Raw genomic sequence first — 22,545 nt, forward strand, 5'->3', positions numbered from 1 at the left:
AACCTGATGCAGTTTATCCCCCCGCTTAAGTCCGCCACGCTGATCAAACGCTATAAACGTTTTCTCGCTGACGTCGTTACCCCAGCAGGCGAAACCTTTACGCTTCATTGCGCCAATACCGGCGCAATGACCGGCTGCGCGACGCCCGGCGATACCGTTTGGTATTCCACGTCAGAAAATACTAAGCGCAAATATCCCCACAGCTGGGAATTAACCCAGACACAAAAAGGGGATTTTATTTGTGTAAATACGTTACGGGCAAATAGCTTAGCAAAAGACGCTATTTTATCCGGACGTATTCCTGAACTTACCGGTTACAACACGCTGAAAAGCGAAGTGAAATATGGTGAGGAAGGCAGTCGAATAGACATCATGTTACAGGCAGATGATCGTCCTACCTGCTATATTGAAGTGAAGTCAGTCACACTTGCAGAAAATGAATTCGGCTATTTTCCTGACGCCGTCACCGTGCGCGGACAAAAGCATCTACGCGAGCTGATGAGCGTTGTGGCGGGCGGTGAACGCGCCGTTTTGCTGTTTGCAATATTGCACTCAGCCATTGAATATTTCTCTCCAGCGCACCATATTGATGCTAAATACGCAGAGTTGTTACAAGAAGCACAGAAACAGGGGGTGGAAGTTTTAGCTTATAAGGCGGAACTTTCTGCCGATAATATGACTCTGATATCGCCGTTACCCGTCTCGTTATCGCGGGGTGAAGAAGTTGAGTAGAAAGTGTTCGGGCTGCGGCGCAAATACGCTTTTCCTCACAGCATTGTCAAGTGTTACGTTTAGATAATTGCCATCCGGAAAAGCATCTGCTATTTATAGCGGCCTGATTTTTCCCCCGAACACGGGGATCGATAGTGCGTGTTAAGGAGAAGCAACATGCAAGAAGGGCAAAACCGTAAAACATCGTCCCTGAGTATTCTCGCCATCGCTGGGGTGGAGCCATACCAAGAGAAGCCAGGCGAAGAGTATATGAACGAAGCCCAGCTGGCGCACTTCAGGCGTATTCTTGAAGCATGGCGTAATCAACTTAGGGATGAAGTCGATCGCACCGTTACACACATGCAGGACGAAGCTGCAAACTTCCCGGATCCGGTTGACCGTGCCGCGCAGGAAGAAGAGTTCAGCCTCGAGCTGCGTAACCGCGACCGTGAACGCAAGCTGATCAAAAAGATCGAGAAGACGTTGAAGAAAGTGGAAGACGAAGATTTCGGCTACTGCGAATCTTGCGGTGTGGAAATTGGCATTCGTCGTCTGGAAGCGCGTCCAACGGCAGACCTGTGCATTGACTGCAAAACGCTGGCAGAAATCCGCGAAAAGCAGATGGCAGGCTAACAGAAAGCTCACACTCTATCTTCAAGGCGGGAGTCATTTCCCGCCTTGTTGTTTTTATTGCTATCAACATGTCATCACAATCTTACATCGGGCGATTTGCCCCCTCTCCTTCCGGTGAGCTGCATTTCGGCTCGTTAATTGCCGCGTTAGGCAGCTACCTCCAGGCTCGCGCTCAGCAGGGCATCTGGCGAGTGCGCATCGAAGATATCGATCCCCCTCGTGAAGTTCCCGGTGCTGCAACCACCATTTTGCATCAACTGGAACATTACGGCCTGCACTGGGACGGCGACGTGCTGTGGCAATCGCAGCGCCACGACGCCTACCGAGAAGCGCTGGCGTGGCTGAAAAGCCAGAACCTGTGCTACTACTGCACCTGCACGCGCGCGCGAATTCAGCAGATTGGCGGCACCTATGACGGCTACTGCCGTGACCGGCACAACGGCCCGCAAAACGCTGCGCTGCGCCTGCGTCAGACCCATCCGGTGATGGCATTTACCGATTTACTGCGCGGTCGCCTGACCGCCGATGAACGTCTGGCGCGGGAAGATTTTATTATTCATCGCCGTGATGGGTTATTTGCCTATAATCTCGCGGTGGTGGTGGATGACCATTTCCAGGGCGTCACCGAGATTGTGCGCGGCGCAGACCTTATCGCACCGACCGTCAGGCAGATTTCCCTGTACCAGCAGTTTGGCTGGCCCGTACCGGACTACATTCACCTGCCGCTGGCATTGAATGAAGAAGGTGCTAAACTTTCGAAGCAAAATCATGCACCTGCTTTACCTACCGGCGACCCGCGCCCGATACTCATTGCGGCGCTGCGTTTTTTAGGCCAGCCGGTAACTGACCAGTGGCAGGATTTTAGCACGGCCGATTTATTGCAAAATGCGGTCGCTCAGTGGTCGCTAACGTCAGTACCTGAGACGGCGAAGATCAATCCGCCATTCTCAAACGCGTCATGCTGAGCTATGATTAGCCGCTATTTTTTTGTCCTGGATTCTGATATTACCGAGGTGCACCATTTTTACCCGAGTCGCTAATTTTTGCCGCAAGGTGCTAAGCCGTGAGGAGAGCGAGGCTGAAAACGCCATCGTGAAACCTGCTATGACTGTCATTCCGCGCGAGCAGCACGCTATTTCCCGCAAAGATATCAGCGAGAACGCCCTCAAGGTTCTTTATCGTCTGAATAAAGCAGGCTACGAGGCTTACCTCGTCGGCGGCGGCGTCCGCGACCTGCTGTTAGGCAAAAAACCCAAAGATTTTGACGTCACCACCAGCGCCACGCCCGAGCAGGTACGTAAACTGTTCCGCAACTGCCGCCTGGTTGGCCGTCGCTTTCGCCTGGCCCACGTCATGTTCGGCCCGGAAATCATCGAAGTCGCGACGTTCCGCGGGCATCATGAAGATGGTCAGTCCGATCGCGCCACCTCGCAGCGCGGTCAAAACGGTATGCTGCTGCGCGACAATATCTTCGGTTCCATCGAAGAAGACGCCCAGCGCCGCGACTTTACCATCAACAGCCTTTATTACAGCGTTGCCGACTTTACCGTACGCGATTACGTTGGCGGCATGCAGGATCTCAGCGACGGCGTGATTCGCCTGATCGGCGATCCGGAAACCCGCTACCGCGAAGACCCGGTACGTATGCTGCGCGCCGTACGCTTTGCCGCGAAGCTGAGTATGCGCATCAGCCCGGAAACCGCCGAGCCGATTCCGCGTCTGGCCACCCTGATGAACGACGTGCCGCCGGCGCGCCTGTTTGAAGAAGCGCTGAAGCTGTTACAGGCGGGCTATGGTTACGACACCTACAAGCTGTTGTGCGAATACAATCTGTTCCAGCCGCTGTTCCCGACCATCACCCGCTACTTCACCGAAGACGGCGATAGCCCGATGGAGCGCATCATCGCGCAGGTGCTGAAGAACACCGATAACCGTATTCACAACGATATGCGCGTTAACCCGGCGTTCTTGTTCGCCGCGATGTTCTGGTATCCGCTGCTCGAAATGGCACAGAAAATTGCCCAGGAGAGCGGGCTGGCCTACTACGATGCCTTTGCGCTGGCCATGAATGAAGTGCTGGACGAAGCCTGCCGTTCGCTGGCCATTCCAAAACGTATTACCACCCTGGTGCGGGATATCTGGCAGCTGCAGCTGCGCATGTCGCGCCGTCAGGGCAAGCGCGCGTGGAAGCTCATGGAGCACCCGAAATTCCGCGCGGCCTACGATCTGCTGGCGCTGCGTGCCGAAGCTGAACACAACGGCGAATTACAGCGTCTGTCCCAGTGGTGGAGCGAGTTTCAGGTGGTTGCGCCGCCGGCACAGAAAGAGATGCTCAACGATCTGGGCGATGAGCCTGACGCTCGCCGTCGCCATCGCCGCCCGCGTAAACGCGCGCCGCGTCGTGAAGGCTCTTCATGACCCTCGCTTATATTGCGCTCGGCAGTAATTTAGCCTCTCCGCTGGAGCAGGTTAATGCTGCCGTGCAAGCGATCGGCAACATCCCCGACAGCCGTATCGTGGCGGTCTCCTCGTATTACCGCACACCGCCATTAGGCCCGCAGGATCAGCCTGATTATCTGAACGCCACCGTAGCGCTGGAAACCACTCTCGCCGCCGAAGCACTGCTGGATCATACTCAACGTATTGAGCTGCAGCAGGGGCGCGTGCGCAAAGCCGAGCGCTGGGGGCCGCGCACGCTGGATCTCGATATTATGCTGTTCGGTGATGAGGTCATCCGTACCGAGCGCCTGACCGTCCCCCATTACGACATGAAAAACCGGGGTTTTATGCTGTGGCCGCTGTTTGAAATTGCCCCTGAGCTGCATTTCCCCGACGACGGACGCTCGCTGGCAGAATGCCTACGCCAGCTCCCGCCCTGCCCCGACCGCTGGTAGACCGCATACCGATTATTCTCTCTGCAATGATTCAGACATACAGGCAGAAAAGGCGAAAGCGCGCGCTGCGTTTCTGGCGTGGCCACCAGGAACAGGGTAATAATAGGACATCACAAAAAAGACATTTAGTGTGATATTAAATAATACAATTAATGTTTAATTTACATAATAAACATTATTCGTCATCTTTTCGCGTAATATTTTTTAAATTCATTATGCAATAATTCTAAACGCATCATATCCATCAATGTCAAAAATAAATCATAGAAAAACCTTTCAATAAACTCACTTTTCCCGAACAATTTTCCATATCACTTTTTTATTTTATTCAGCAAAACATTCATATGCGACGTAAATTATCGTCTCAAATCATCACATTACCCCGTATTTTTCAAAACAAATGATCGACAACGAGAATATCATAGACAAAATCTCTTTATTTGAGGGATAAAAGAACAAAATAACATATTTAATTACAATGGATAAAATCTTTATATTTATATAGTGAATTTTACAACCCAGCACGATATCAGGTTTAATAGCCGTGAATTAATATAACATTTTGTTACAGCTTTAATTCACCTATTACCACTCTATATAAGGATATTCGTTGTGAAGAAAAACATCATTGCACTGTCGGTCGCTGTCTCTGCCGCACTGCTCTCCTCTTCTGCATTCGCCCTCGACGGCGGCCAGATCGATTTTGCCGGTCTGGTCAGCGACAATACCTGCATCCCGCGCGTTAACGGCGGCAGCCAGGATGGCCAGGTTCAGTTGAACACCGCCAAAGTGGCAGATATCCAGGCCGATGGTGGCGTCCAGCTTGGCGCTGCCGGCGTACAGCCGGAATCATTCTACATCACCGTCGACTGCGGTTCTGGCAACACCAACGCAAATGCTAACCTGAGCATGGCCTCTACGTTCTTCAGCAACAGCAACGGTACGCTGAATAACGATGATTCCATCTCCAGCCCGGCGGCTGGCGTGAACCTGGCGATTCATGAGGTTGACAGCTCCGGCGCAGCACTGGCTTACAAGCAGGTTAAAATCAACAACACCAGCGACGTCCACAAACAAAAATTTGGTGCTGACGGCGTGGCGAAATTTAACTTCGTGGTTTCTTACGTTAAGCAGTCAACCGCAGTGCAGATCAAGGCGGGCTACGTGAAGTCCAATACCGCATATACTCTGGTTTACGATTAATTAAGACCTTTCAAGGGGCTATTTTACGCAGTGAAGTAGCTCCTTTTTAAAGTACGGCGATTGATGAACGAAGGGATGACGAACGCTCAAACTTTTAAGTTCAACTTCAGCCACATTTCATTTTTTATAATAGTAAAAAATGAAATGTGATTATCTAATTCAATAAAAATAAAACATGCTTAAATCAGATAATAGTGAGTAAAAAAACTCACCTCACAAATAAAACAATACAGATACTGTACAAAATACATTATTCACATAAAAAGCAGCCTTACATTAAACAAGCATCACACTTAAACAACATAATTAGGCCTAACACAAACATAATATATTAACAAAATAAATAAGAAGCGAAGGAAATATCCATGTGAGTTATTTTTATACAGCACGGGTATTCTCTATAATTGCGCCGGCTTGACGTAATATTTATTTTTTTAACAAGGATATTTCTAAATGAAATTAAAGTTAATTGCACTGTCTCTCGTTCTGTCTGCGGCCTCCACCTCGGCATTTGCTGCCATTGACGGCGGCCAGGTTGATTTCGCCGGTCTGGTCAGCGATAACACCTGCGTTCCACACGTTAACGGCGGCAGCCAGGACGGTCAGGTTCAGCTGAATACCGCGCAAGTGGGTGCTATTCAGGCCGATCTGGGCGTCCAGCTTGGCGCCGCTGGCGTACAGCCAGAGTCGTTCTACATCACCGTAGACTGCGGCTCATCGAATACCAACACCAACGCTCACCTGAGCATGGCGTCCACCTTCTTCAGCAACAGCAGCGGTACGCTGAATAACGATGACTCCATCAGCAGCCCGGCAAGCGGCGTGAATCTGGCAATCCACGTGGTCGACGGTACCGGCGCGGCGCTGACCTACAAACAGGTCAAAATCAACGATGCTGCCGATATCCATGATACCACCTTCGGCGCCGACGGCGTGGCGAAATACAACTTCGTCGTTTCTTACGTCAAGCAGTCCGGTGCGGTGCCAGTCAAGGCGGGCTACGTGAAGTCCAACACCGCGTATACCTTGACCTATAACTAATCGTTAATACCTAAGAGGGGGAGTAGCGTGCGCTTAAACGCGCAATATTCCCCCTGAATCATCTCCATGGAGGAATCATAATGACCAGGATGCGTCGTTCTCTTTATTTCACTCTTTCTGCCGTTGCTGCCTGTTCAGTCATACCTTCAGCGATGGCGGATATCGTTCTGTCCGGCACGCGCGTTATTTATAAAGAAGCGCAGAAAGACATTTCTATCCGTCTGGAAAATAAAGGTTCCCGCCCCGCGTTGGTACAAAGCTGGCTGGACGACGGTAACCAGAATGCCGACCCGAGCACAATCAACGTTCCCTTTAACGCCACGCCGCCGGTTTCCCGTATCGAGCCAGGCCGCGGGCAAACCGTCAAATTTACCTACACCGGCAGCCGCTCGTTGCCCAACGATCGCGAAAGCATCTATTGGTTTAACGTGCTGGAAGTGCCGCCCAAAATGAAAGACGAGGACGTTAAAGAGAAAAATATTCTCCAGCTGGCGTTCCGCACGCGCATCAAGCTGTTTTATCGCCCCGAAGGTCTGGACGGCACCGCCGCCGAAGCCCCGCAGAAATTACAGTGGCGGATGCAGCAAAAAGCCGGAAAACCGGTCGTTCATGTCACTAACCCCACAGGTTATTTCGTCTCCTTTAATAAAGTGGAGGCCATGGTCGGCGGGCGAAAATATACCGTTTCGGCCTCAATGGTCGCCCCCAAAGGCGAATCTGATTTCACTATTTCGGGGTTAACCGGTACGCCAGCCAAAACCAGCATTAGCTATGTCGCAATCAGCGATTTTGGCGGCGCCATTAATGGCAAGGTGGATATTTAACGCTTTTATTTAATACTTCGGATGCGCCAATGAAACAGCGGTCAACACAATTCAGGATCAAACTCCTGACTCGTTTTATTGCCTTTACCCTCCTGTCCGGCAGTCTCTCTGCGCGGGCCGAAAATGAAACGCTAGAGTTTGACAGCTCGTTTTTAATGGGGCCAGGCGCCAGCCAGGTCGATCTCAGCCGTTATTCCAACGGTAACGCGATCTCCCCCGGCGTCTACGAAGTGAGCGGCTACGTCAATAACGATCTGGTGACCACGCTAAAAGTCGAATTTATTGAAACCGCAAAAGGTAAAACACAGGCCTGTATAACGCCAAAAATATTAAGCCTGCTGCATATCCGCATGCCCGATGACCTGCCCGACAATGCGCTGCTGTTAGCCCGGGAAGACAGCGCGGACAGCTGCCTTAACCTCGCGCTGGCGATCCCTCAGTCTACGCTCAACTTCGACGGCGGCGACCAGCGGCTGGACGTGGGCGTACCGCAAATATGGGTGCAAAAAGGCTTCGCGAACTATGTCGATCCATCGCTATGGGATGACGGCGTGCCGGCCGCGATGCTGTCTTACGACGTCAGCGCCTGGAAAAGCCAGAACGACTACGGTGACGAAGACAGCGTGTACGCAGGCTTTAACGGCGGCATCAACCTTGGCGCATGGCACTTTCGCGCACAGGGTAACTACTCGTGGCAAAAAGACGGCAGCAGCGATATTGAATACCAGAACCGCTACGTTCAGCGGGATATTGCCGCGCTGCGTTCTCAACTGGTGAGCGGTGAAGCCAGCACCAGCGGCGAAAGCTTTGATACCGTCAGCCTGCGCGGCGTACGCCTGTACAGCGAATCGCAGATGCTGCCGCCGCAGCTCGCCAGCTATGCGCCAACGATTCGCGGCGTCGCCAAAAGCAACGCTAAAGTGACCATCACGCAGAACGGCTACAAAATCTACGAAACCACGGTGCCGCCGGGGCCGTTTTCGATCGACGACCTTTCGCCGTCCGGCTACGGCGCGGACCTTGAGGTCACCATTACTGAAGCCGACGGCTCGAAGCACAGCTTTAGCCAGGCCTTCTCGTCGCTGGTACAAATGATGCACCCCGGCGTCGGCAGCTGGGATATCAGCATCGGCCAGGTCAACGACGACAGCCTGCATGACGAGCCGGGCCTCGCGCAGGGTACCTTCTACTACGGCCTCAACAGCACCTTCACCGGCTTTAGCGGCATTCAGGCCACCGACAACGGCTATTTTGCCGGGCTGCTGGGCGTTGGGATGAACACCCTCGTCGGCGCCATCTCCTTTGACGTGACGCAATCGCAGGCGGAGATCCCCGATGACAAAACCTACCGTGGCCAAAGCTACCGTATTTCCTGGAACAAGTTCTTCGCCCCGACGGACACATCGCTGAACATTGCCGCCTATCGCTATTCCACCAAAGATTATCTGGGGCTGAGCGACGCGCTGAGCATTATTGACGATGCCGAACACAGCAGCGGCGACAACGCTCGCGGCATGAACGACTACTCGCGAATGAAAAACCAGTTCACCATCAGCCTCAACCAGAGCCTGAAGGATGAGGATATCAACTACGGTTCGCTGTACCTCACCGGCAGCTGGGCCGACTACTGGGTGACCAATGATTCGCGCAGCAGCTTCTCCGCCGGCTACAGCAACAGCATCGGCTGGGCAAGCTATAGCATCAACCTGCAGCGTACCTACGACGAAGACGGCAATCGCGACGATTCAGTCTACCTCAGCGTGACCATTCCGCTGGATAAACTGCTGGGCACAGACCGCGACAGCGGCGGCTTCCGTACGCTGAACAGCAGCGTCAGCAGCGATTTCGACGGCAGCAACCAGTTTAATACCAGCGCCAGCGGCTACAGCGCCGACAACCGCTGGAGCTATAGCGTCAGCACCGCGTACAACATGGAAAAAGAGGGCAAAGACCTCTCCACCGTCAGTTCCTACGTCAGCTACGACTCCAGTTACGGCAATGTCGCCGCCTCGGCGTCGGCCAGCAACGACAGTTCGCGTCAGTATTCATTAAATACCGACGGCGGCTTTGTGCTGCATAGCGGCGGCTTAACCTTCAGTAATCAGAGCTTTGGCGACAGCGATACGCTGGTGGTGATCGACGCCCCTGGCGCGCAGGGCGCACGTATCGACTACGGCAACAGCACCGTTGACCGCTTTGGTTACGGTATTGGCAGTTCATTAACCCCGTACCGGGAAAATATCGTCTCACTTGATGTCAACGATCTGGATAACGACGTCGAAATGAAGAGCACCAGCGCCACCGTGATCCCCAGACGCGGCGCGGTGGTGGTCAGCAAATTCGAAACCGACCAGGGGAAATCCGCCATTCTCAACCAGGTGCGCAGCGACCGCCAGCCGGTGCCGTTCACCGCCGAAGTGTACGATCTCAGCAACAACCTGCTGGGCACGGTAGGCCAGGGTAGCCAGGCCTTCGTACGCGGCATCGGCGAAAGCGGCGAACTTGAAGTGCGCTGGAGTAAGCAGAATCAAACGCAGCGCTGCCGCGCGCGCTACCAGGTGGCGTCGGGCAACGACAAGCAGATGGGTAAAACCATCGTCCTGGGCGCCGTGCCCTGCCAAATGCAATAAATTGCGAGGATCAAGGATGAGAACTTACCGCGTAATCCGCTCGCTGACGCTCGCCGCCGCGCTGCTGGCGCCGCCGGGCTTCGCCACGACCCAGGGGTTAAGCCTGGATTTCACCGCGGTGATTGAAGAAACCACCTGCCTCATGAGCGTCGTCAGCCTCAATAACGCCTCGGTCAGCGGCAGCGGAACGCAATACGATCTCACCATTCCAAACTTCGGGATCGCTGAGCTTTTAAACATCACCGCCAGCACCGAGGCCAGCTTTAAATTGCTACCTAAGGAGTGCAACAACGAGATCACCTCGCTGACGATGACCGTGAAAGGCATCACGCTGTCAAATACCCTTTTTATGCTGAAAAACACGCTCACCAGCGGCAACGCCGAAAACGTTGGGCTGGGCTTTAAGCCCAACGGCAGCGATGAGGGCAGCCGCTTTAAGGTCGACGGCACGGAAAAAATCGACTGGAGCGCCAGCCAGATCGCCAACGGTATGGAGCTAAACGCTTTTTTCCGCCGCGCCAGCACCTCGCTGACCCCAACGCCAGGCGACTTTCAGGCCAAGGCGCTCTTTACGTTTACCTATGAATAACCGAGGGCTGCATTGATGCGATATCTGTTACCGCCGTGTACCGCGCTGGCGCTGCTTCTGAACGCGGCGCCAGGCCTTGCGGGCTCTAACTCGCTGGAGTTAACGGTTTCCACCACCATTACGCCCTCAACCTGCCTGGCTACCCTGCACGACGACAGCGGCACGGCGAATACGACTGTAGATATGGGCGACGTCTATATTCCACAGATCGTCAATAAGAGCAAATCGCGCCCCTTTTCGCTGGTGTTCAGCGACTGCATTGGGCTGGCCAAAAAGCAGGCAACCGTCACGCTAACGGCCAAAACCGGCTGCGACGGTGCCTCCGGCGGCGGTAATGGTTTTCGCAACGCGCTGAGCGGCAGCGATGACGCCGCTGGCGTGTCAGCGGAAATCTGGACGGGCGCCATGCCTGAAGCCAGCGGCAGCAAGCAGCTGCGCTGCGCCAGCCCGGCGCAGCAGTTAATCGATCTCGCCGAAGCCAGCGATACCACCACCGTCGTCTGGCCGCTCAGCGCCCGCATCGTGCTGGCCTCGGGCAGCACGATTGCTGATTTACACACCGGCTCGTTTTCGACCCAGGGCCTGTTTACCATTACCTATGAGTAACGTGCGATGAGCAAACTATTGTGCGGCGCAGCGGCGGTTGGCCTCTTGCTTCTGTCCCCGCTGAGCCAGGCCGATACCGACGTCGAAATCAAAGCCAACATCGTCAACACCACCTGTCAGGTCTCGGTCGACAATAACGGGCTGGTCAGCCTCGGCACCTGGGGCATCGACTATTTTGCCAGCGGCATCACCGCTGAAGATCTCTATAAAGGCGGCAGCACCTTCTACGTACACGTCAAAGACTGTATGCCGGTTAGCGGTAAAACGCCCTCAACGCTCACCGTCCATTTTTCGCCGCTGTCCGGCAGCTTCGCCGTGGGCTCAACGCAAATTTTCGCCAACGACGAAGCCGACGGCGCAAAAAACGTGGGAGTGGTGATTTTCTCGGTTAACGACGCCAATAACGTTTACAACGTGATGAACACCGACGGGACGCCGCGCAGCCGCTACGACATTACCGCCGCCAGCTACGCCGACAGCCGCTATTCGTTTTACGCCCGGATGCAGAAAATACAGTCCGGCCAGTCCATCGTCAGCGGCCCGGTAAAGTCCAGCGTGCTGGTGTCGGTTTATTATGAATAAAAGGCGTTATTGGCCATTAAAAGGAGTAACGACTGTGGAAAAATCGTCTCAGCAATATCATTATAATATTAACAAAAAGTGGAAAATAATGATTCGCAAAGCATTAATAACGCTCATGGCGGCAACCCTCTTTACTTCTGTTAACGCTAATGCCACTCAAACGTTTGTTTTGGGAAACTACGCCCTAACTACAGATATGTCAGGCCCCTCAGCCGATGGTAGCAGTACATTCACTTATCCCAGTGGCCGCACGGTTTACTTTAGCCGAACATCAACGCTTACCCCGGCTAATGTTGTCATCAACTGGAACGGTAACCATGGCTCATCATCAAGTAAGACGAATAGCCTCTGGTGTACCCAAGCATCTGTTGGAACAGGCAATCCCTTATCTATAGAATCAGGGCTAATATCTGCGGGAAATTATGGCGGGGTCGATATATTTAAGACCAATATTACCGGTTTATATTTTTCATTAACGATCCGTTCGTTTAGCTCCAATAGCATGGTGCATTCGAGTGTCCCTAGCATTACGATCCAGAACGGCATAATGCATCAGGTGCTTCCACTTGAAGATACCAACAGCAACCAGCTTTGTCAGACCACAAATACGACTGGCGAGATCAATTATAAAACATTAGCAGGGCTAGGTTTTTATGCAGCTTTTACATTTTATACCGATCAAACTTATACCCCTGGCAGCTCCACAATTACACCATTAAAAACTGGCGATTATCATATCCGTATCTGGAACGAAAACCCCGGCGCAGGCATTAAAAGTCATTACGATAATGTGACCTTCGATATCAGCTCGGTGACGGTTGCTGAACCTACCTGTACCACCCAACCGGTCGCCAGCGGCAGCAGCGTCAGCGGAACCACCGTTAATTTAGGCAGCTACAGTCCAAACGACATTATTAACGGCGCAACCGCCGTGCCGTTCTCCATCAAGCTGGCGGGCTGTAAGGGGCTGCGCAATATTAACGTCACGCTCGCGTCCACCACCATGGCAACCGATGCCACCCTGCTCGGCAATATTCTCACCCTTAACCACGCCACCGGCGTGGGGCTGGAAATTCGCGGCGCGGCCAATAGCTACAGCACGGAAACGCTGATCATTCCGAACGAGAGTAGCTCGGTGTATAACGACCAGCGCGACACCTCCAGTGATGACAATATCTACGGCAGCAGTGAAAACGGCAAGGTGCAAACCCATACTCTGAACTTCCTGGCCACGCTTAAGCGCGACAGCAATCAGAAAATCGGCGCTGGTAACTTTAAGGCCAACGCTATCTTTACCCTTGATTACCCCTGATGACCTCCCCCGGCGGCCTGCCGCCGGGGGCATGTTCAATGCAATATCTCCCCCCGCTCACCTGCATTACAAAAATACACAGGTGACATATTTAGCGACAAAGTGCTCGAACGCCGCGGACCTTGTTGTGTCATGATAAGAAAAATCTCAAGCCCACTACTGAGGGAAGAGAAAGCTATTACGGATAATAGCGTTATCGTGGACAAGCAAGGATATAACGATGGGAAGGAGCCCTGGCGTACCGTTTTACCGCCGCCTGATGGCCGCTTTACGCGCGGCACTCATAATGCTGCTGTGCTCTGCCAGCGCGCAGGCCGCGACGCAAACGTTCGTGCTGGGCGGCACCGCCTACGCTTCAGACGGCGGGCCGGTTGACGACGGTACGAACGCGCTCTCTTACCCCAGCGGGCGAACCGTCTACTTCAGCCGCAGCGACACGCTGGCCCCCGCCAACGTCACCATCAACTGGAACGGCTCCCACGGCTCGTCCAGCGGCAAAGACCGCCTGTACTGTACCTCGACGGGCGCGGCCACCAGCAACCGCTTATCCGTCGAGTCCGGGCTGGTGCCCGCCGGCAGCTACGGCGGCGCGGCGTTATTCAAAACCAATATTACCGGCCTCTACTTCTCGCTCACGTTGCGATCGTTCAGCGCTTATGCCCTCAGCGTAACCGCCTCAACGCTGCCCGTCGTGGACGGGATCATGCACAACGTGATTACGGTCAAAGATAACGGCCACATCTGTTCCGACACCAGCAGCGGCGGTATGCAATACAACAGCCTCGGCGGGCTTGGGTTCTACGCGGCCATCACCTTCTATACCGACCAAACCTATACGCCGGTCAGTTCGAAGATTAGCCTGCTGAAAAATGGCGACTATCACGTGCGCATCTGGAACGAAAACCCCGGCAGCGGTATCAAAAGTTATTATCAAAACGTCACAATTGATGTCAGCGCCGTCAGCGCCAGCGAGCCGACCTGCACCACGCAGCCGGTTGCCAGCGGCAGCAGCGTCAACGGCACCACCGTTAACCTGGGCAGCTACAGCCCAAACCAGATTATTCGCGGCGCCGCCGCGGTGCCGTTTGCCATTAATCTCGCCGGCTGCCGCGGCCTGCGCAATATTAACGTCACGCTGACCACCACTACGCCCGCCAGCAACCGCACGATGCTCGGCAACATCCTGACCATGAACCAGGCCACCGGCGTCGGCGTGGAGATCAGCGGCGTCGCCAACGGCTATAGCCCGCAGATGGTACTGCTGCCTAACGACACCACCTCAGTCTATAGCGAGCAGCGCGATACGTCAGGCGACGACAATATCTACGGCACCAGCGAAAACGGGAAAAACCAGTCGCTGACGCTCAACTTTCTGGCCACGCTCAAACGCGACGGCAATCAGAAAATTGGCTCAGGTAACTTTAAAGCCAACGGTATTTTTACGCTCGACTATCCCTGATGATGCCCGAAAGCGCCATCAGGATGGATATGCCCACAAAGGGCTAACGTTCCGTCCTCTCTTCCCCTACAATGCGCGCATTGCATTCATACAATTTATGACCAACAGGGGTTATGATGAAACCAACCACCATCGCCTTGCTGCAGAAATGCAAACAGGAAAAGAAACGCTTCGCCACCATCACCGCCTACGACTACAGTTTTGCCAAACTGTTCGCTGACGAAGGCATTAACGTGATGCTGGTTGGCGACTCCCTGGGGATGACCGTTCAGGGTCATGATTCCACCCTGCCTGTGACCGTTGAAGATATCGCTTACCACACCCGCGCCGTCCGTCGCGGCGCGCCGAACTGCCTGCTGCTGTCTGACCTGCCGTTTATGGCTTACGCCACGCCGGAGCAAACCTTCGAAAATGCCGCTACGGTCATGCGTGCCGGCGCCAATATGATCAAAATTGAAGGCGGCGCATGGCTTGCCGATACCGTCAAAATGCTGGCCGAGCGCGCGGTGCCGGTCTGCGGGCATCTGGGGTTAACCCCGCAGTCGGTGAATGTGTTTGGCGGCTATAAGATTCAGGGGCGTGGCGATGCCGGAGACGTGCTGCTGGCAGATGCGCTGGCGCTGGAAGCCGCGGGCATACAGCTGCTGGTGCTGGAGTGCGTGCCGGTTGCGCTGGCAAAACGCGTGACGGAGGCGCTGTCAATTCCGGTTATCGGGATTGGCGCAGGTAACGTCACCGACGGGCAGATCCTGGTGATGCACGACGCCTTTGGTATTACCGGCGGCCATATTCCAAAGTTTGCCAAAAATTTCCTTACCGAAGCGGGCGACATGCGTGCCGCAGTACGGCAGTATATTGCCGAAGTGGAGTCCGGTGTTTATCCGGGTGAAGAACACAGTTTCCATTAATTTATCTGCCTGCACGCCATTACGCCGGATGACGGCGGGCGCTACGCGTGCGGTTGTAGAATGTAGGCCGGATAAGACGCTTTGCGTCGCCATCCGGCAAAACGCCTGATGGCGCTACGCTTATCAGGCCTACAAACTACAGACCCTCAGAACTTAAGGAGTCTTGTTGTGTTAATTATTGAAACCCTGCCGCTGCTACGTCAGCACATTCGCCGTCTGCGTCAGGAAGGCAAACGCGTCGCGTTGGTCCCGACCATGGGCAACCTGCACGACGGTCATATGACGCTGGTTGACGAGGCCAAAGCCCGTGCCGATGTGGTGGTGGTGAGTATTTTCGTTAACCCAATGCAGTTCGACCGCCCGGAAGATTTAGTCCGCTATCCACGCACCCTGCAGGATGACTGCGAAAAGCTGAATAAGCGCAAAGTCGACTTCGTGTTTGCCCCGTCAGAAAAAGAAATTTACCCGCAGGGCCTGGAAGGCCAGACCTTTGTTGATGTCCCCGGTCTCTCCACCATGCTGGAAGGCGCCAGCCGCCCGGGCCATTTCCGCGGCGTGTCGACCATCGTCAGCAAACTGTTCAACCTGATCCAGCCGGATCTCGCCTGCTTTGGTGAGAAAGACTTCCAGCAGCTGGCGCTGATTCGCAAAATGGTGGCCGATCTCGGCTACGACATTGAGATCGTCGGCGTGCCGATCATCCGCGCCAAAGATGGTCTGGCGCTGAGCTCACGCAACGGTTACCTGACCGCGGAGCAGCGGAAAATTGCGCCGGGTCTGTACAAGGTATTGAGCCGCGTAGCCGAGAAGCTGAAAGCCGGTGAACGTGACCAGGGCGAGATGATTGCTATCGCCGAGCAGGAGCTGAACGAAAAAGGCTTCCGCGCCGATGATATCCAGATTCGCGATGCCGACACCCTGCTCGACCTGACCGACAGCAGCAAACGCGTGGTGATCCTGATGGCCGCGTGGCTGGGCCAGGCGCGGCTTATCGATAACAAAATTGTTGAGCTAAGCTAAGCGGCCTGCACTGGCGCTGACCCGGGTTAGCGCCAGTCAATTAGCTGCTCAACCTCAACGAGCGATAACGTGGTCATCTGCGCGACGTCCTCGTGCGCCATCCCCTTTTTCAGCAAACGGCGGGCAATAATACGGCGTTCTTCTGATTGGCCTTCGCGCACGCCCTGCGCCACGCCCTTTTGCATCCCCTGTTCTTCAAGCCATTGTGCGAGCGTCTGCATCGTTTTCTCCTTAGGCATCCTGTTCGTCAGCTCCCTGAAAAATACGGTTGGTTGATGTGTCGTACCGCGTTGCAGCATATAGTTTAGCAGCGTGACTAGCTGGCTATCGGTAGTGTACTCCGCGTGCAAAAGCGTTACCAGCGGCGCCAGTAACCCCATTAAATCTCGCTGCCGAATGTGCTTTTGCAACAGCTCGAGTATCGCGACTCGCCGGTGTTGCATGATGTCATCATCGGGAATAACGGTGATATCGACCAGCGGGAAAGGCTGACTGTATAGCCTTCCGGCCAGCGTCGATGAGGCAAACATATCCAGCCAGCACAGGGAAAACGGGTAAGGACTCACTTTCCCCTGATAAAACAAAATGGGGATCACCAGAGGAAGCTGCTCGTTCCCGGCTTCAAGGTGGCGATGCATAGCGGCAATCGCGTAACGGATCATGCGAAAGGCCATTTTTTTATCCGGAGAACTTTGGTGTTCAATGAGAACATGAAGGTAGCCGTCGTTCCCCTGCATTTGCAGCGAATACAGAACATCGCTGTATTGTGCTCTCAGATCGTCTTCGATAAAGGTTCCCGACTCGAGCTGAAGCGTGCTCAGGTCGCAAATCTCACGTAGCTCTGCGGGCAGGTGAATATCCAGAAAATCACGGGCCGTTTCCGGGTGCATCAAAAATTGTTTGAATACCGCATCGTGCGGTGCGTTGGTAGAAGGTTCCATCATCCTGACCTGTCCAGTCATCCTGAAGGCCAGTATCCGCACGCCAATACTCGGGGTCAGCGCCGTATTTAGGCTTTTACGAGGCGGGCAGAGGAAAAAAACAACGCGTTACAACGATTGTAAAACTTTCTGCCAGGCATTACGCAAACTGTATGAAGAAACAACACCAGATGTGTAGACACCCAACAAAAATCGGGCAATACTGCCTGCGAAATTCCTCAAGGCAGTCGTGAACTGCTTTGTTTCCGCTAAGAATTAAAGGTAGACGCTATGATTCGCACTATGCTGCAGGGCAAACTCCACCGCGTGAAAGTGACGCATGCCGACCTGCACTACGAAGGCTCCTGCGCCATCGACCAGGACTTCCTTGACGCTGCCGGTATCCTGGAAAACGAAGCCATTGATATCTGGAACGTGAACAACGGTAAACGTTTTTCCACCTACGCCATTGCGGCGGAGCGCGGCTCTAAAATCATCTCTGTTAACGGCGCGGCAGCGCATAACGCCGACGTGGGCGATATTGTGATTATCGCTAGCTTTGTCACCATGTCTGACGAAGAAGCACGCACCTGGCGTCCGAACGTCGCCTACTTTGAAGGCGACAACGAAATGAAACGTACCGCCAAAGCGATTCCGGTTCAGGTTGCCTGATCCTCTCTGGCGTTCCGCGCCCGCGGAGCGCCAGCTTATCCCTGCGGCTGATTGCTGATAAGCCGCGACATCGTCTCCAGCGAATCCGTGCGCAAAATATACAGTCTTTTGAGCAGCATTGGGTTGTCACCCGGTTTCACCTTGCCTTTCACCGTCGTCACTGCCAAATGAAAACCGGCGTCGCTTGCGGCTTTCACCGCCGTGGCGTTATAGCCGCCGAACGGGTAGGAAAGATACAGTACGTGCGGATTAAACTGCGCGAGCGCCCGTCGGGAACGCTCGAAATCAAAAAGAATATTGTGATAGCTTCGGCTCAGCAGAATCGGACGTCGATAGCCATCCACGCGATGCAGGAAGTGGGTGTGTGACTGAAAATCAAAGACATCTTTAATTTCTTCCAGCTCGGATACGCTCATAAACTGCAGCGATTTCGGCGCCCACTTCTGCGGGTGACGCTTGATGCGCGACGAGATAATAAACGCCGTCGCCTTAAAGCCGTACTGCTTGAGCACCGGGTAGGCATAGCGGCTGACCGACTTCAGACCGTCATCAAAAGTAATCGCCACCGCGCGCGCCGGCAGATTAGCGCGGTTGTGGAGATAATCTTCCAGTTGATAGAGCGTCAGCGTGGTGTAGCCCATATCGCGCAGCCAGGTCATCTGGTTACTGAATGCCCGCACCGACGTGGTGGTAGAGGTATGGCGGAAGCGGGTGTTTTCTTCGTCACGCAGGATATGGTGGTAAGTGATCACCGGAATGCCGTTATCCGGCTGAGCGTCCAGCGCGCTGATGTAAGCCAACCGCCCGCCGATACGAATCTGATACCAGGTCTGATTCAGCCGGTCTTTTAGCTTGTTAAGAATCGGGTAGCGCAGGTTATCCGCCAGCGTCCCAAACGGCGCGCTGCCCGCGTCCGGTGCGTTGTACACCGGCGTATCTTTCCAGGTGATCAGATTCTGGTTGCTGAGCGGCTTATTCAGATCGCCTAAGCCATCCTCTACCCGCTGACGACCCTGCACCGGTTCAAGATGGCCTTTATCGATAAACCCCTTGCCGAAGCCAAAGCTGAAGGTGTCGTAATCTTCGACGTCGGGTTCAACGGCAATAATTTGCCCGGCGCGCAGGTTGCCAACGGTCATGGTTTTATTACCGATGCGCGCCCAAATCGCCGCATCCTCGGTGGTTTGCATATAGCGCACGGGTAATGCGGCGCTAACGCCGCCGGCGAGGAACAGCAGAACAAAAACAACAGCACGTATAGCCATGAGCAATAACCGAAGCGGGAACCGACTTCATTATTGTAACAAAAGCGACATCAATACCAATGCTTACGGCTTATACAAATCGTGGAGCAGCACAAAGGGCGGATTTTTTTGCTGCTGATGCCACAGGCTGGTGACGCCGGGCGACCCTTGGGCAACGATGCGATCGCGAAAGTCGCCGCTGCTGAGGGATTCCCGCAGGGGAATCATCGACTCAATCAATGAGTAGTGAACACCGGCAATCACCTCGCAGCCGCTGTGCTTATGGCTCATCAGCGAGGCCACGCGATAAGGCGCCGCGCCGGCGTTATCGGTCAGAAAAATGACGCCGTCGCCGGAGTCGGTTTGATGCAGCGCATCGCACATCATGCGGCTTAGCATATTGGCGCTGAGCCCACGCCAGTAGTTTACCGCCCGGCACTGCGGCAGCGGCCCGAATTTTTTTTCCAGACGATCCAGCAGTTCCTGTGCGCGATCGTCGTGGCAGGATATCACCCAACCTAACATAGCTTGCCTCCTTAGCAGGCAAGTAGTTTAGCGGAGTGATAGATAAAGGGGGGTGATGACTGTCAAAGAACGCGTCCCGGCAGGTATCACCTGCCGGGAAATCAAACAAATCAGCTGCGCAGACCGCGCCCGCGCTGGATGAGATACCAGCACAGCAGGTAGAAGGCGAGGATAAACACCACCAGCACGCCGAAGGTAGTGACCAGCGGCACATCGTTAATGCCGAGGAAACCGTAGCGGAACCCGCTGATCATATAGACGATGGGGTTCAGGTGCGACAGCCCCTGCCAGAACGGCGGCAGCAGCGTCAGCGAATAGAACACCCCACCGAGGTAGGTCAGCGGCGTCAGCACAAAGGTCGGGATCAGGCTGATGTCATCGAAGGTTTTCGCAAACACGGCGTTCAGCAGGCCCGCCAGCGAGAACAGAATCGCCGTCAGCACCAGCGTCAGGGCAACAAATACCCACGAATGCACCTGGAACGGGACGAAGAACAGCGACACGGCGGTGACCAGAATCCCCACGCACAGACCGCGCGCTACGCCGCCGCCGACAAAGCCCGCGATAATCACGTGCGTTGGCACCGGCGCAACCAGCAGCTCTTCAATGTTACGCTGAAACTTGGCGCTGAAGAATGACGAGGCCACATTGGCATAGGCGTTGGTGATGACCGCCATCATGATCAGCCCCGGCACGATAAACTGCATATAGCTAAAGCCGTGCATCTCGCCAATACGTGAACCAATCAGATTACCAAAGATAATAAAGTACAGCGTCATGGTGATGACCGGCGGCACCAGCGTCTGTACCCAGATACGCATAAAGCGATGGATCTCTTTCGCCCAGATGCTTTTCAGCGCGATCCAGTAAAGCTGCATCATGCGCGATCTCCTTGTTTTTCATGAACCAGCGAAACAAACAGCTCTTCCAGACGGTTCGCTTTGTTACGCATACTCAGCACCTGGATGCCCTGGGCACTCAGTTGGCTGAAGACGCTGTTAATCCCCTGCTCGCGCAGCACTTCCACTTCCAGCGTTGAGGTATCGACCAGGTTATACCGGTAGCCCTCAAGCTGCGGCAGCGGGCTTTTCGGCGCCAGGTCAAGAATAAAGGTTTCCGATTTCAGCTTAGACAGCAACGCCTTCATCGAGGTGTTCTCCACCAGCTCACCGCGCTGGATGATGCCGATATTACGGCACAGCATTTCTGCCTCTTCCAGATAGTGGGTGGTGAGGATAATGGTGGTGCCTTTGTCGTTAAGATCTTTCAGGAAGCCCCACATCGAACGACGCAGTTCGATATCCACACCAGCGGTCGGCTCATCGAGAATCAGCAGCTTGGGCTCATGCATCAGCGCGCGGGCAATCATCAGGCGGCGCTTCATACCGCCGGAGAGCATCCGCGCACGTTCGTTGCGTTTTTCCCACAGATCGAGCTGCTTGAGGTATTTTTCGCTGCGAATCACCGCTTCTTTGTGTTCAACACCGTAGTAACCCGCCTGGTTCACCACAATTTGCTGCACGGTTTCAAACGGGTTGAAGTTGAACTCCTGCGGCACCAGCCCGAGCTGGCGCTTAGCGTTAACCACGTCCTTTTGCAGGTCGTAGCCAAATACGCTCACCCGCCCGGAGGTTTTATTCACCAACGAGCTGATGATGCCGATGGTGGTGGATTTACCCGCGCCGTTCGGCCCCAGAAGCGCGTAAAAATCGCCGGCCTCAACTTTCAGATCGATCCCACGCAGCGCCTGAACGCCGCCCGGATAGGTCTTTGTCAGTTGCTCTAATTCCAGTGCAATGGTCATAGATTGTCGCTTACCTTACATTCTGATACTTGATATTTACTCTAAGTCATTCGAGTTACAGCAAGGCGGCGACGCAGCGAATCCTCAGGAACGTACACCAGTACGTGACTGGGGTGAGCGAGGAAAGCCAACGCCGCTGTAAATCGAAGTACGACGAGTATTTAGTTTTAATAAATCAGGAGTTGCCCTATATTAGCCCAACGCACTTCAATTGGTTACAAGCCTCCATGAAAGACATAGATACACTCATCAGCAACAACGCACTATGGTCAAAAATGCTGAGAGAAGAGGATCCCGGATTTTTTGCGACGCTATCGCAAGCGCAAAAACCCCGCTTTTTATGGATAGGGTGTTCCGACAGCCGCGTCCCTGCTGAACGTTTAACCGGGCTTGAGCCTGGCGAATTGTTTGTTCACCGTAACGTAGCCAACCTTGTTATTCACACCGACCTTAACTGCCTTTCCGTGGTGCAGTATGCCGTTGATGTGCTGGAAGTTGAACACATTATTATCTGCGGCCACTATGGCTGCGGCGGCGTACAGGCGGCGGTTGAAAACCCGGAGCTGGGCTTAATCGATAACTGGCTGCTGCACATTCGCGATATCTGGTTCAAACATAGCTCATTGCTTGGCGAGATGCCGCCGGAGCGTCGCATGGACACATTATGTGAGCTAAATGTGATGGAGCAGGTGTACAACCTGGGCCATTCGACAATTATGCAATCGGCGTGGAAACGCGGCCAGAAGGTGATGATTCACGGCTGGGCCTATGGTATTCATGACGGCCTGCTGCGCGATCTCGACGTTACGGCAGTCAGCCGTGAAACCCTGGAGCAGCGTTACCGCCACGGGATTTCCAACCTCAAGTTAAAGCACATCAATCATAAGTAGTGCAGGGATGGGCGGGTGACGGCAGTGCCTTACCCGGCCTACCGACCTGCGCCGTTGGTATTGCCGGGTGGCGGCTGC

Annotated in this window: 23 protein-coding genes; 18 read left to right on the plus strand and 5 right to left on the minus strand. The window is 54.2% G+C overall.

Annotated elements, in window-relative coordinates; all coding sequences use genetic code 11:
• Positions 1-6: 6 nt before the first annotated feature.
• From sfsA to panC, 16 genes are all read left to right on the plus strand, one after another.
• On the plus strand, positions 7-732 hold the full coding sequence (gene sfsA / locus H7R58_RS19515; RefSeq protein ID WP_106925515.1) for a DNA/RNA nuclease SfsA: 726 nt from the start codon (positions 7-9) through the stop codon (positions 730-732).
• A 156-nt stretch (positions 733-888) separates the two neighbouring features.
• Complete coding sequence (gene dksA / locus H7R58_RS19520; protein ID WP_001155227.1) at positions 889-1,344, plus strand: RNA polymerase-binding protein DksA; 456 nt, start codon at positions 889-891, stop codon at positions 1,342-1,344.
• A 68-nt stretch (positions 1,345-1,412) separates the two neighbouring features.
• Positions 1,413-2,309, plus strand: a complete 897-nt coding sequence (gluQRS, locus tag H7R58_RS19525; protein ID WP_182929442.1) for a tRNA glutamyl-Q(34) synthetase GluQRS — start codon at positions 1,413-1,415, stop codon at positions 2,307-2,309.
• A gap of 55 nt (positions 2,310-2,364) precedes the next feature.
• The gene (gene pcnB, locus H7R58_RS19530) at positions 2,365-3,762 is read left to right on the plus strand and encodes a polynucleotide adenylyltransferase PcnB (RefSeq protein ID WP_106925643.1); all 1,398 of its coding nucleotides are present in this window, start codon (positions 2,365-2,367) and stop codon (positions 3,760-3,762) included.
• Entirely contained in the window at positions 3,759-4,238 is a 480-nt protein-coding gene (gene folK / locus H7R58_RS19535) for a 2-amino-4-hydroxy-6-hydroxymethyldihydropteridine diphosphokinase (RefSeq protein WP_182929443.1), read from the plus strand. Before pcnB ends, folK begins: the two co-directional genes overlap by 4 nt.
• Before the next feature lie 612 nt (positions 4,239-4,850).
• Positions 4,851-5,441 carry a fimbrial protein gene (locus tag H7R58_RS19540; protein ID WP_182929444.1) on the plus strand — a complete coding sequence of 197 codons (591 nt, stop codon included), beginning with the start codon at positions 4,851-4,853 and terminating at the stop codon, positions 5,439-5,441.
• A 453-nt stretch (positions 5,442-5,894) separates the two neighbouring features.
• Positions 5,895-6,482, plus strand: a complete 588-nt coding sequence (locus H7R58_RS19545; protein ID WP_182929445.1) for a fimbrial protein — start codon at positions 5,895-5,897, stop codon at positions 6,480-6,482.
• A gap of 80 nt (positions 6,483-6,562) precedes the next feature.
• Positions 6,563-7,306: a fimbrial chaperone gene (locus tag H7R58_RS19550; protein ID WP_182929446.1), complete on the plus strand. Its 744-nt coding sequence runs from the start codon at positions 6,563-6,565 to the stop codon at positions 7,304-7,306.
• Between the two features lie 29 nt (positions 7,307-7,335).
• On the plus strand, positions 7,336-9,936 hold the full coding sequence (locus H7R58_RS19555; RefSeq protein WP_182934502.1) for an outer membrane usher protein: 2,601 nt from the start codon (positions 7,336-7,338) through the stop codon (positions 9,934-9,936).
• 16 nt (positions 9,937-9,952) lie between these two features.
• Positions 9,953-10,525, plus strand: coding sequence for a fimbrial protein (locus H7R58_RS19560; RefSeq protein ID WP_182929448.1), 573 nt, complete (start codon positions 9,953-9,955; stop codon positions 10,523-10,525).
• A 15-nt stretch (positions 10,526-10,540) separates the two neighbouring features.
• Complete coding sequence (locus H7R58_RS19565) at positions 10,541-11,131, plus strand: fimbrial protein (protein WP_227674119.1); 591 nt, start codon at positions 10,541-10,543, stop codon at positions 11,129-11,131.
• A 6-nt stretch (positions 11,132-11,137) separates the two neighbouring features.
• On the plus strand, positions 11,138-11,713 hold the full coding sequence (locus tag H7R58_RS19570) for a fimbrial-like protein (protein WP_182929450.1): 576 nt from the start codon (positions 11,138-11,140) through the stop codon (positions 11,711-11,713).
• A gap of 34 nt (positions 11,714-11,747) precedes the next feature.
• On the plus strand, positions 11,748-13,025 hold the full coding sequence (locus tag H7R58_RS19575; protein WP_182929451.1) for a fimbrial protein: 1,278 nt from the start codon (positions 11,748-11,750) through the stop codon (positions 13,023-13,025).
• Between the two features lie 220 nt (positions 13,026-13,245).
• On the plus strand, positions 13,246-14,484 hold the full coding sequence (locus tag H7R58_RS19580; protein WP_182929452.1) for a fimbrial protein: 1,239 nt from the start codon (positions 13,246-13,248) through the stop codon (positions 14,482-14,484).
• A 116-nt stretch (positions 14,485-14,600) separates the two neighbouring features.
• Positions 14,601-15,392 (plus strand): 3-methyl-2-oxobutanoate hydroxymethyltransferase, encoded by a 792-nt coding sequence (gene panB, locus H7R58_RS19585; RefSeq protein ID WP_182930667.1) that lies wholly within the window; start codon positions 14,601-14,603, stop codon positions 15,390-15,392.
• A gap of 168 nt (positions 15,393-15,560) precedes the next feature.
• Positions 15,561-16,412, plus strand: a complete 852-nt coding sequence (panC, locus tag H7R58_RS19590) for a pantoate--beta-alanine ligase (RefSeq protein ID WP_182929453.1) — start codon at positions 15,561-15,563, stop codon at positions 16,410-16,412.
• 26 nt (positions 16,413-16,438) lie between these two features.
• On the opposite strand, the gene H7R58_RS19595 is transcribed toward panC, so the two are convergent.
• Positions 16,439-17,356, minus strand: coding sequence for an Rpn family recombination-promoting nuclease/putative transposase (locus H7R58_RS19595; RefSeq protein ID WP_182929454.1), 918 nt, complete (start codon positions 17,354-17,356; stop codon positions 16,439-16,441).
• Between the two features lie 267 nt (positions 17,357-17,623).
• Here H7R58_RS19595 and panD point away from each other — a divergent pair, with 267 nt between their 5' ends.
• A complete protein-coding gene (gene panD / locus H7R58_RS19600; RefSeq protein ID WP_035891933.1) occupies positions 17,624-18,004 on the plus strand; it encodes an aspartate 1-decarboxylase in 381 nt (126 codons plus the stop codon).
• A gap of 35 nt (positions 18,005-18,039) precedes the next feature.
• Here panD and H7R58_RS19605 read toward each other — a convergent pair whose 3' ends face one another.
• From H7R58_RS19605 to H7R58_RS19620, 4 genes are all read right to left on the minus strand, one after another.
• A complete protein-coding gene (locus tag H7R58_RS19605) occupies positions 18,040-19,269 on the minus strand; it encodes a polysaccharide deacetylase family protein (RefSeq protein ID WP_106925485.1) in 1,230 nt (409 codons plus the stop codon).
• A 63-nt stretch (positions 19,270-19,332) separates the two neighbouring features.
• Complete coding sequence (locus H7R58_RS19610; RefSeq protein ID WP_182929455.1) at positions 19,333-19,773, minus strand: PTS sugar transporter subunit IIA; 441 nt, start codon at positions 19,771-19,773, stop codon at positions 19,333-19,335.
• Between the two features lie 110 nt (positions 19,774-19,883).
• On the minus strand, positions 19,884-20,654 hold the full coding sequence (locus tag H7R58_RS19615) for an ABC transporter permease (protein ID WP_106925481.1): 771 nt from the start codon (positions 20,652-20,654) through the stop codon (positions 19,884-19,886).
• Positions 20,651-21,577: an ABC transporter ATP-binding protein gene (locus H7R58_RS19620; RefSeq protein WP_106925479.1), complete on the minus strand. Its 927-nt coding sequence runs from the start codon at positions 21,575-21,577 to the stop codon at positions 20,651-20,653. Before H7R58_RS19620 ends, H7R58_RS19615 begins: the two co-directional genes overlap by 4 nt.
• Positions 21,578-21,804: 227 nt before the next feature.
• Between H7R58_RS19620 and can the strand changes: the two genes are divergently transcribed.
• The gene (can, locus tag H7R58_RS19625; protein ID WP_106925477.1) at positions 21,805-22,467 is read left to right on the plus strand and encodes a carbonate dehydratase; all 663 of its coding nucleotides are present in this window, start codon (positions 21,805-21,807) and stop codon (positions 22,465-22,467) included.
• Positions 22,468-22,545 lie beyond the last annotated feature (78 nt).

Source organism: Klebsiella sp. WP4-W18-ESBL-05, from assembly GCF_014169075.1.
Taxonomy (GTDB): Bacteria; Pseudomonadota; Gammaproteobacteria; order Enterobacterales; family Enterobacteriaceae; genus Kluyvera; species Kluyvera ascorbata_B.

Excerpts from the sequence above, each read along its gene's own strand:
- H7R58_RS19565 (WP_227674119.1), top strand. The coding sequence starts at position 10,541 with ATGCGATATCTGTTACCGCCGTGTACCGCGCTGGCGCTGCTTCTGAAC.
- H7R58_RS19550 (WP_182929446.1), top strand. The coding sequence starts at position 6,563 with ATGACCAGGATGCGTCGTTCTCTTTATTTCACTCTTTCTGCCGTTGCT.
- panB (WP_182930667.1), top strand. The coding sequence starts at position 14,601 with ATGAAACCAACCACCATCGCCTTGCTGCAGAAATGCAAACAGGAAAAG.
- H7R58_RS19545 (WP_182929445.1), top strand. The coding sequence starts at position 5,895 with ATGAAATTAAAGTTAATTGCACTGTCTCTCGTTCTGTCTGCGGCCTCC.
- can (WP_106925477.1), top strand. The coding sequence starts at position 21,805 with ATGAAAGACATAGATACACTCATCAGCAACAACGCACTATGGTCAAAA.
- H7R58_RS19615 (WP_106925481.1), bottom strand. The coding sequence starts at position 20,654 with ATGATGCAGCTTTACTGGATCGCGCTGAAAAGCATCTGGGCGAAAGAG.
- H7R58_RS19605 (WP_106925485.1), bottom strand. The coding sequence starts at position 19,269 with ATGGCTATACGTGCTGTTGTTTTTGTTCTGCTGTTCCTCGCCGGCGGC.
- panD (WP_035891933.1), top strand. The coding sequence starts at position 17,624 with ATGATTCGCACTATGCTGCAGGGCAAACTCCACCGCGTGAAAGTGACG.
- gluQRS (WP_182929442.1), top strand. The coding sequence starts at position 1,413 with ATGTCATCACAATCTTACATCGGGCGATTTGCCCCCTCTCCTTCCGGT.
- sfsA (WP_106925515.1), top strand. The coding sequence starts at position 7 with ATGCAGTTTATCCCCCCGCTTAAGTCCGCCACGCTGATCAAACGCTAT.
- H7R58_RS19560 (WP_182929448.1), top strand. The coding sequence starts at position 9,953 with ATGAGAACTTACCGCGTAATCCGCTCGCTGACGCTCGCCGCCGCGCTG.
- H7R58_RS19580 (WP_182929452.1), top strand. The coding sequence starts at position 13,246 with ATGGGAAGGAGCCCTGGCGTACCGTTTTACCGCCGCCTGATGGCCGCT.
- H7R58_RS19620 (WP_106925479.1), bottom strand. The coding sequence starts at position 21,577 with ATGACCATTGCACTGGAATTAGAGCAACTGACAAAGACCTATCCGGGC.
- H7R58_RS19555 (WP_182934502.1), top strand. The coding sequence starts at position 7,336 with ATGAAACAGCGGTCAACACAATTCAGGATCAAACTCCTGACTCGTTTT.
- H7R58_RS19570 (WP_182929450.1), top strand. The coding sequence starts at position 11,138 with ATGAGCAAACTATTGTGCGGCGCAGCGGCGGTTGGCCTCTTGCTTCTG.
- dksA (WP_001155227.1), top strand. The coding sequence starts at position 889 with ATGCAAGAAGGGCAAAACCGTAAAACATCGTCCCTGAGTATTCTCGCC.
- H7R58_RS19610 (WP_182929455.1), bottom strand. The coding sequence starts at position 19,773 with ATGTTAGGTTGGGTGATATCCTGCCACGACGATCGCGCACAGGAACTG.
- folK (WP_182929443.1), top strand. The coding sequence starts at position 3,759 with ATGACCCTCGCTTATATTGCGCTCGGCAGTAATTTAGCCTCTCCGCTG.
- H7R58_RS19595 (WP_182929454.1), bottom strand. The coding sequence starts at position 17,356 with ATGATGGAACCTTCTACCAACGCACCGCACGATGCGGTATTCAAACAA.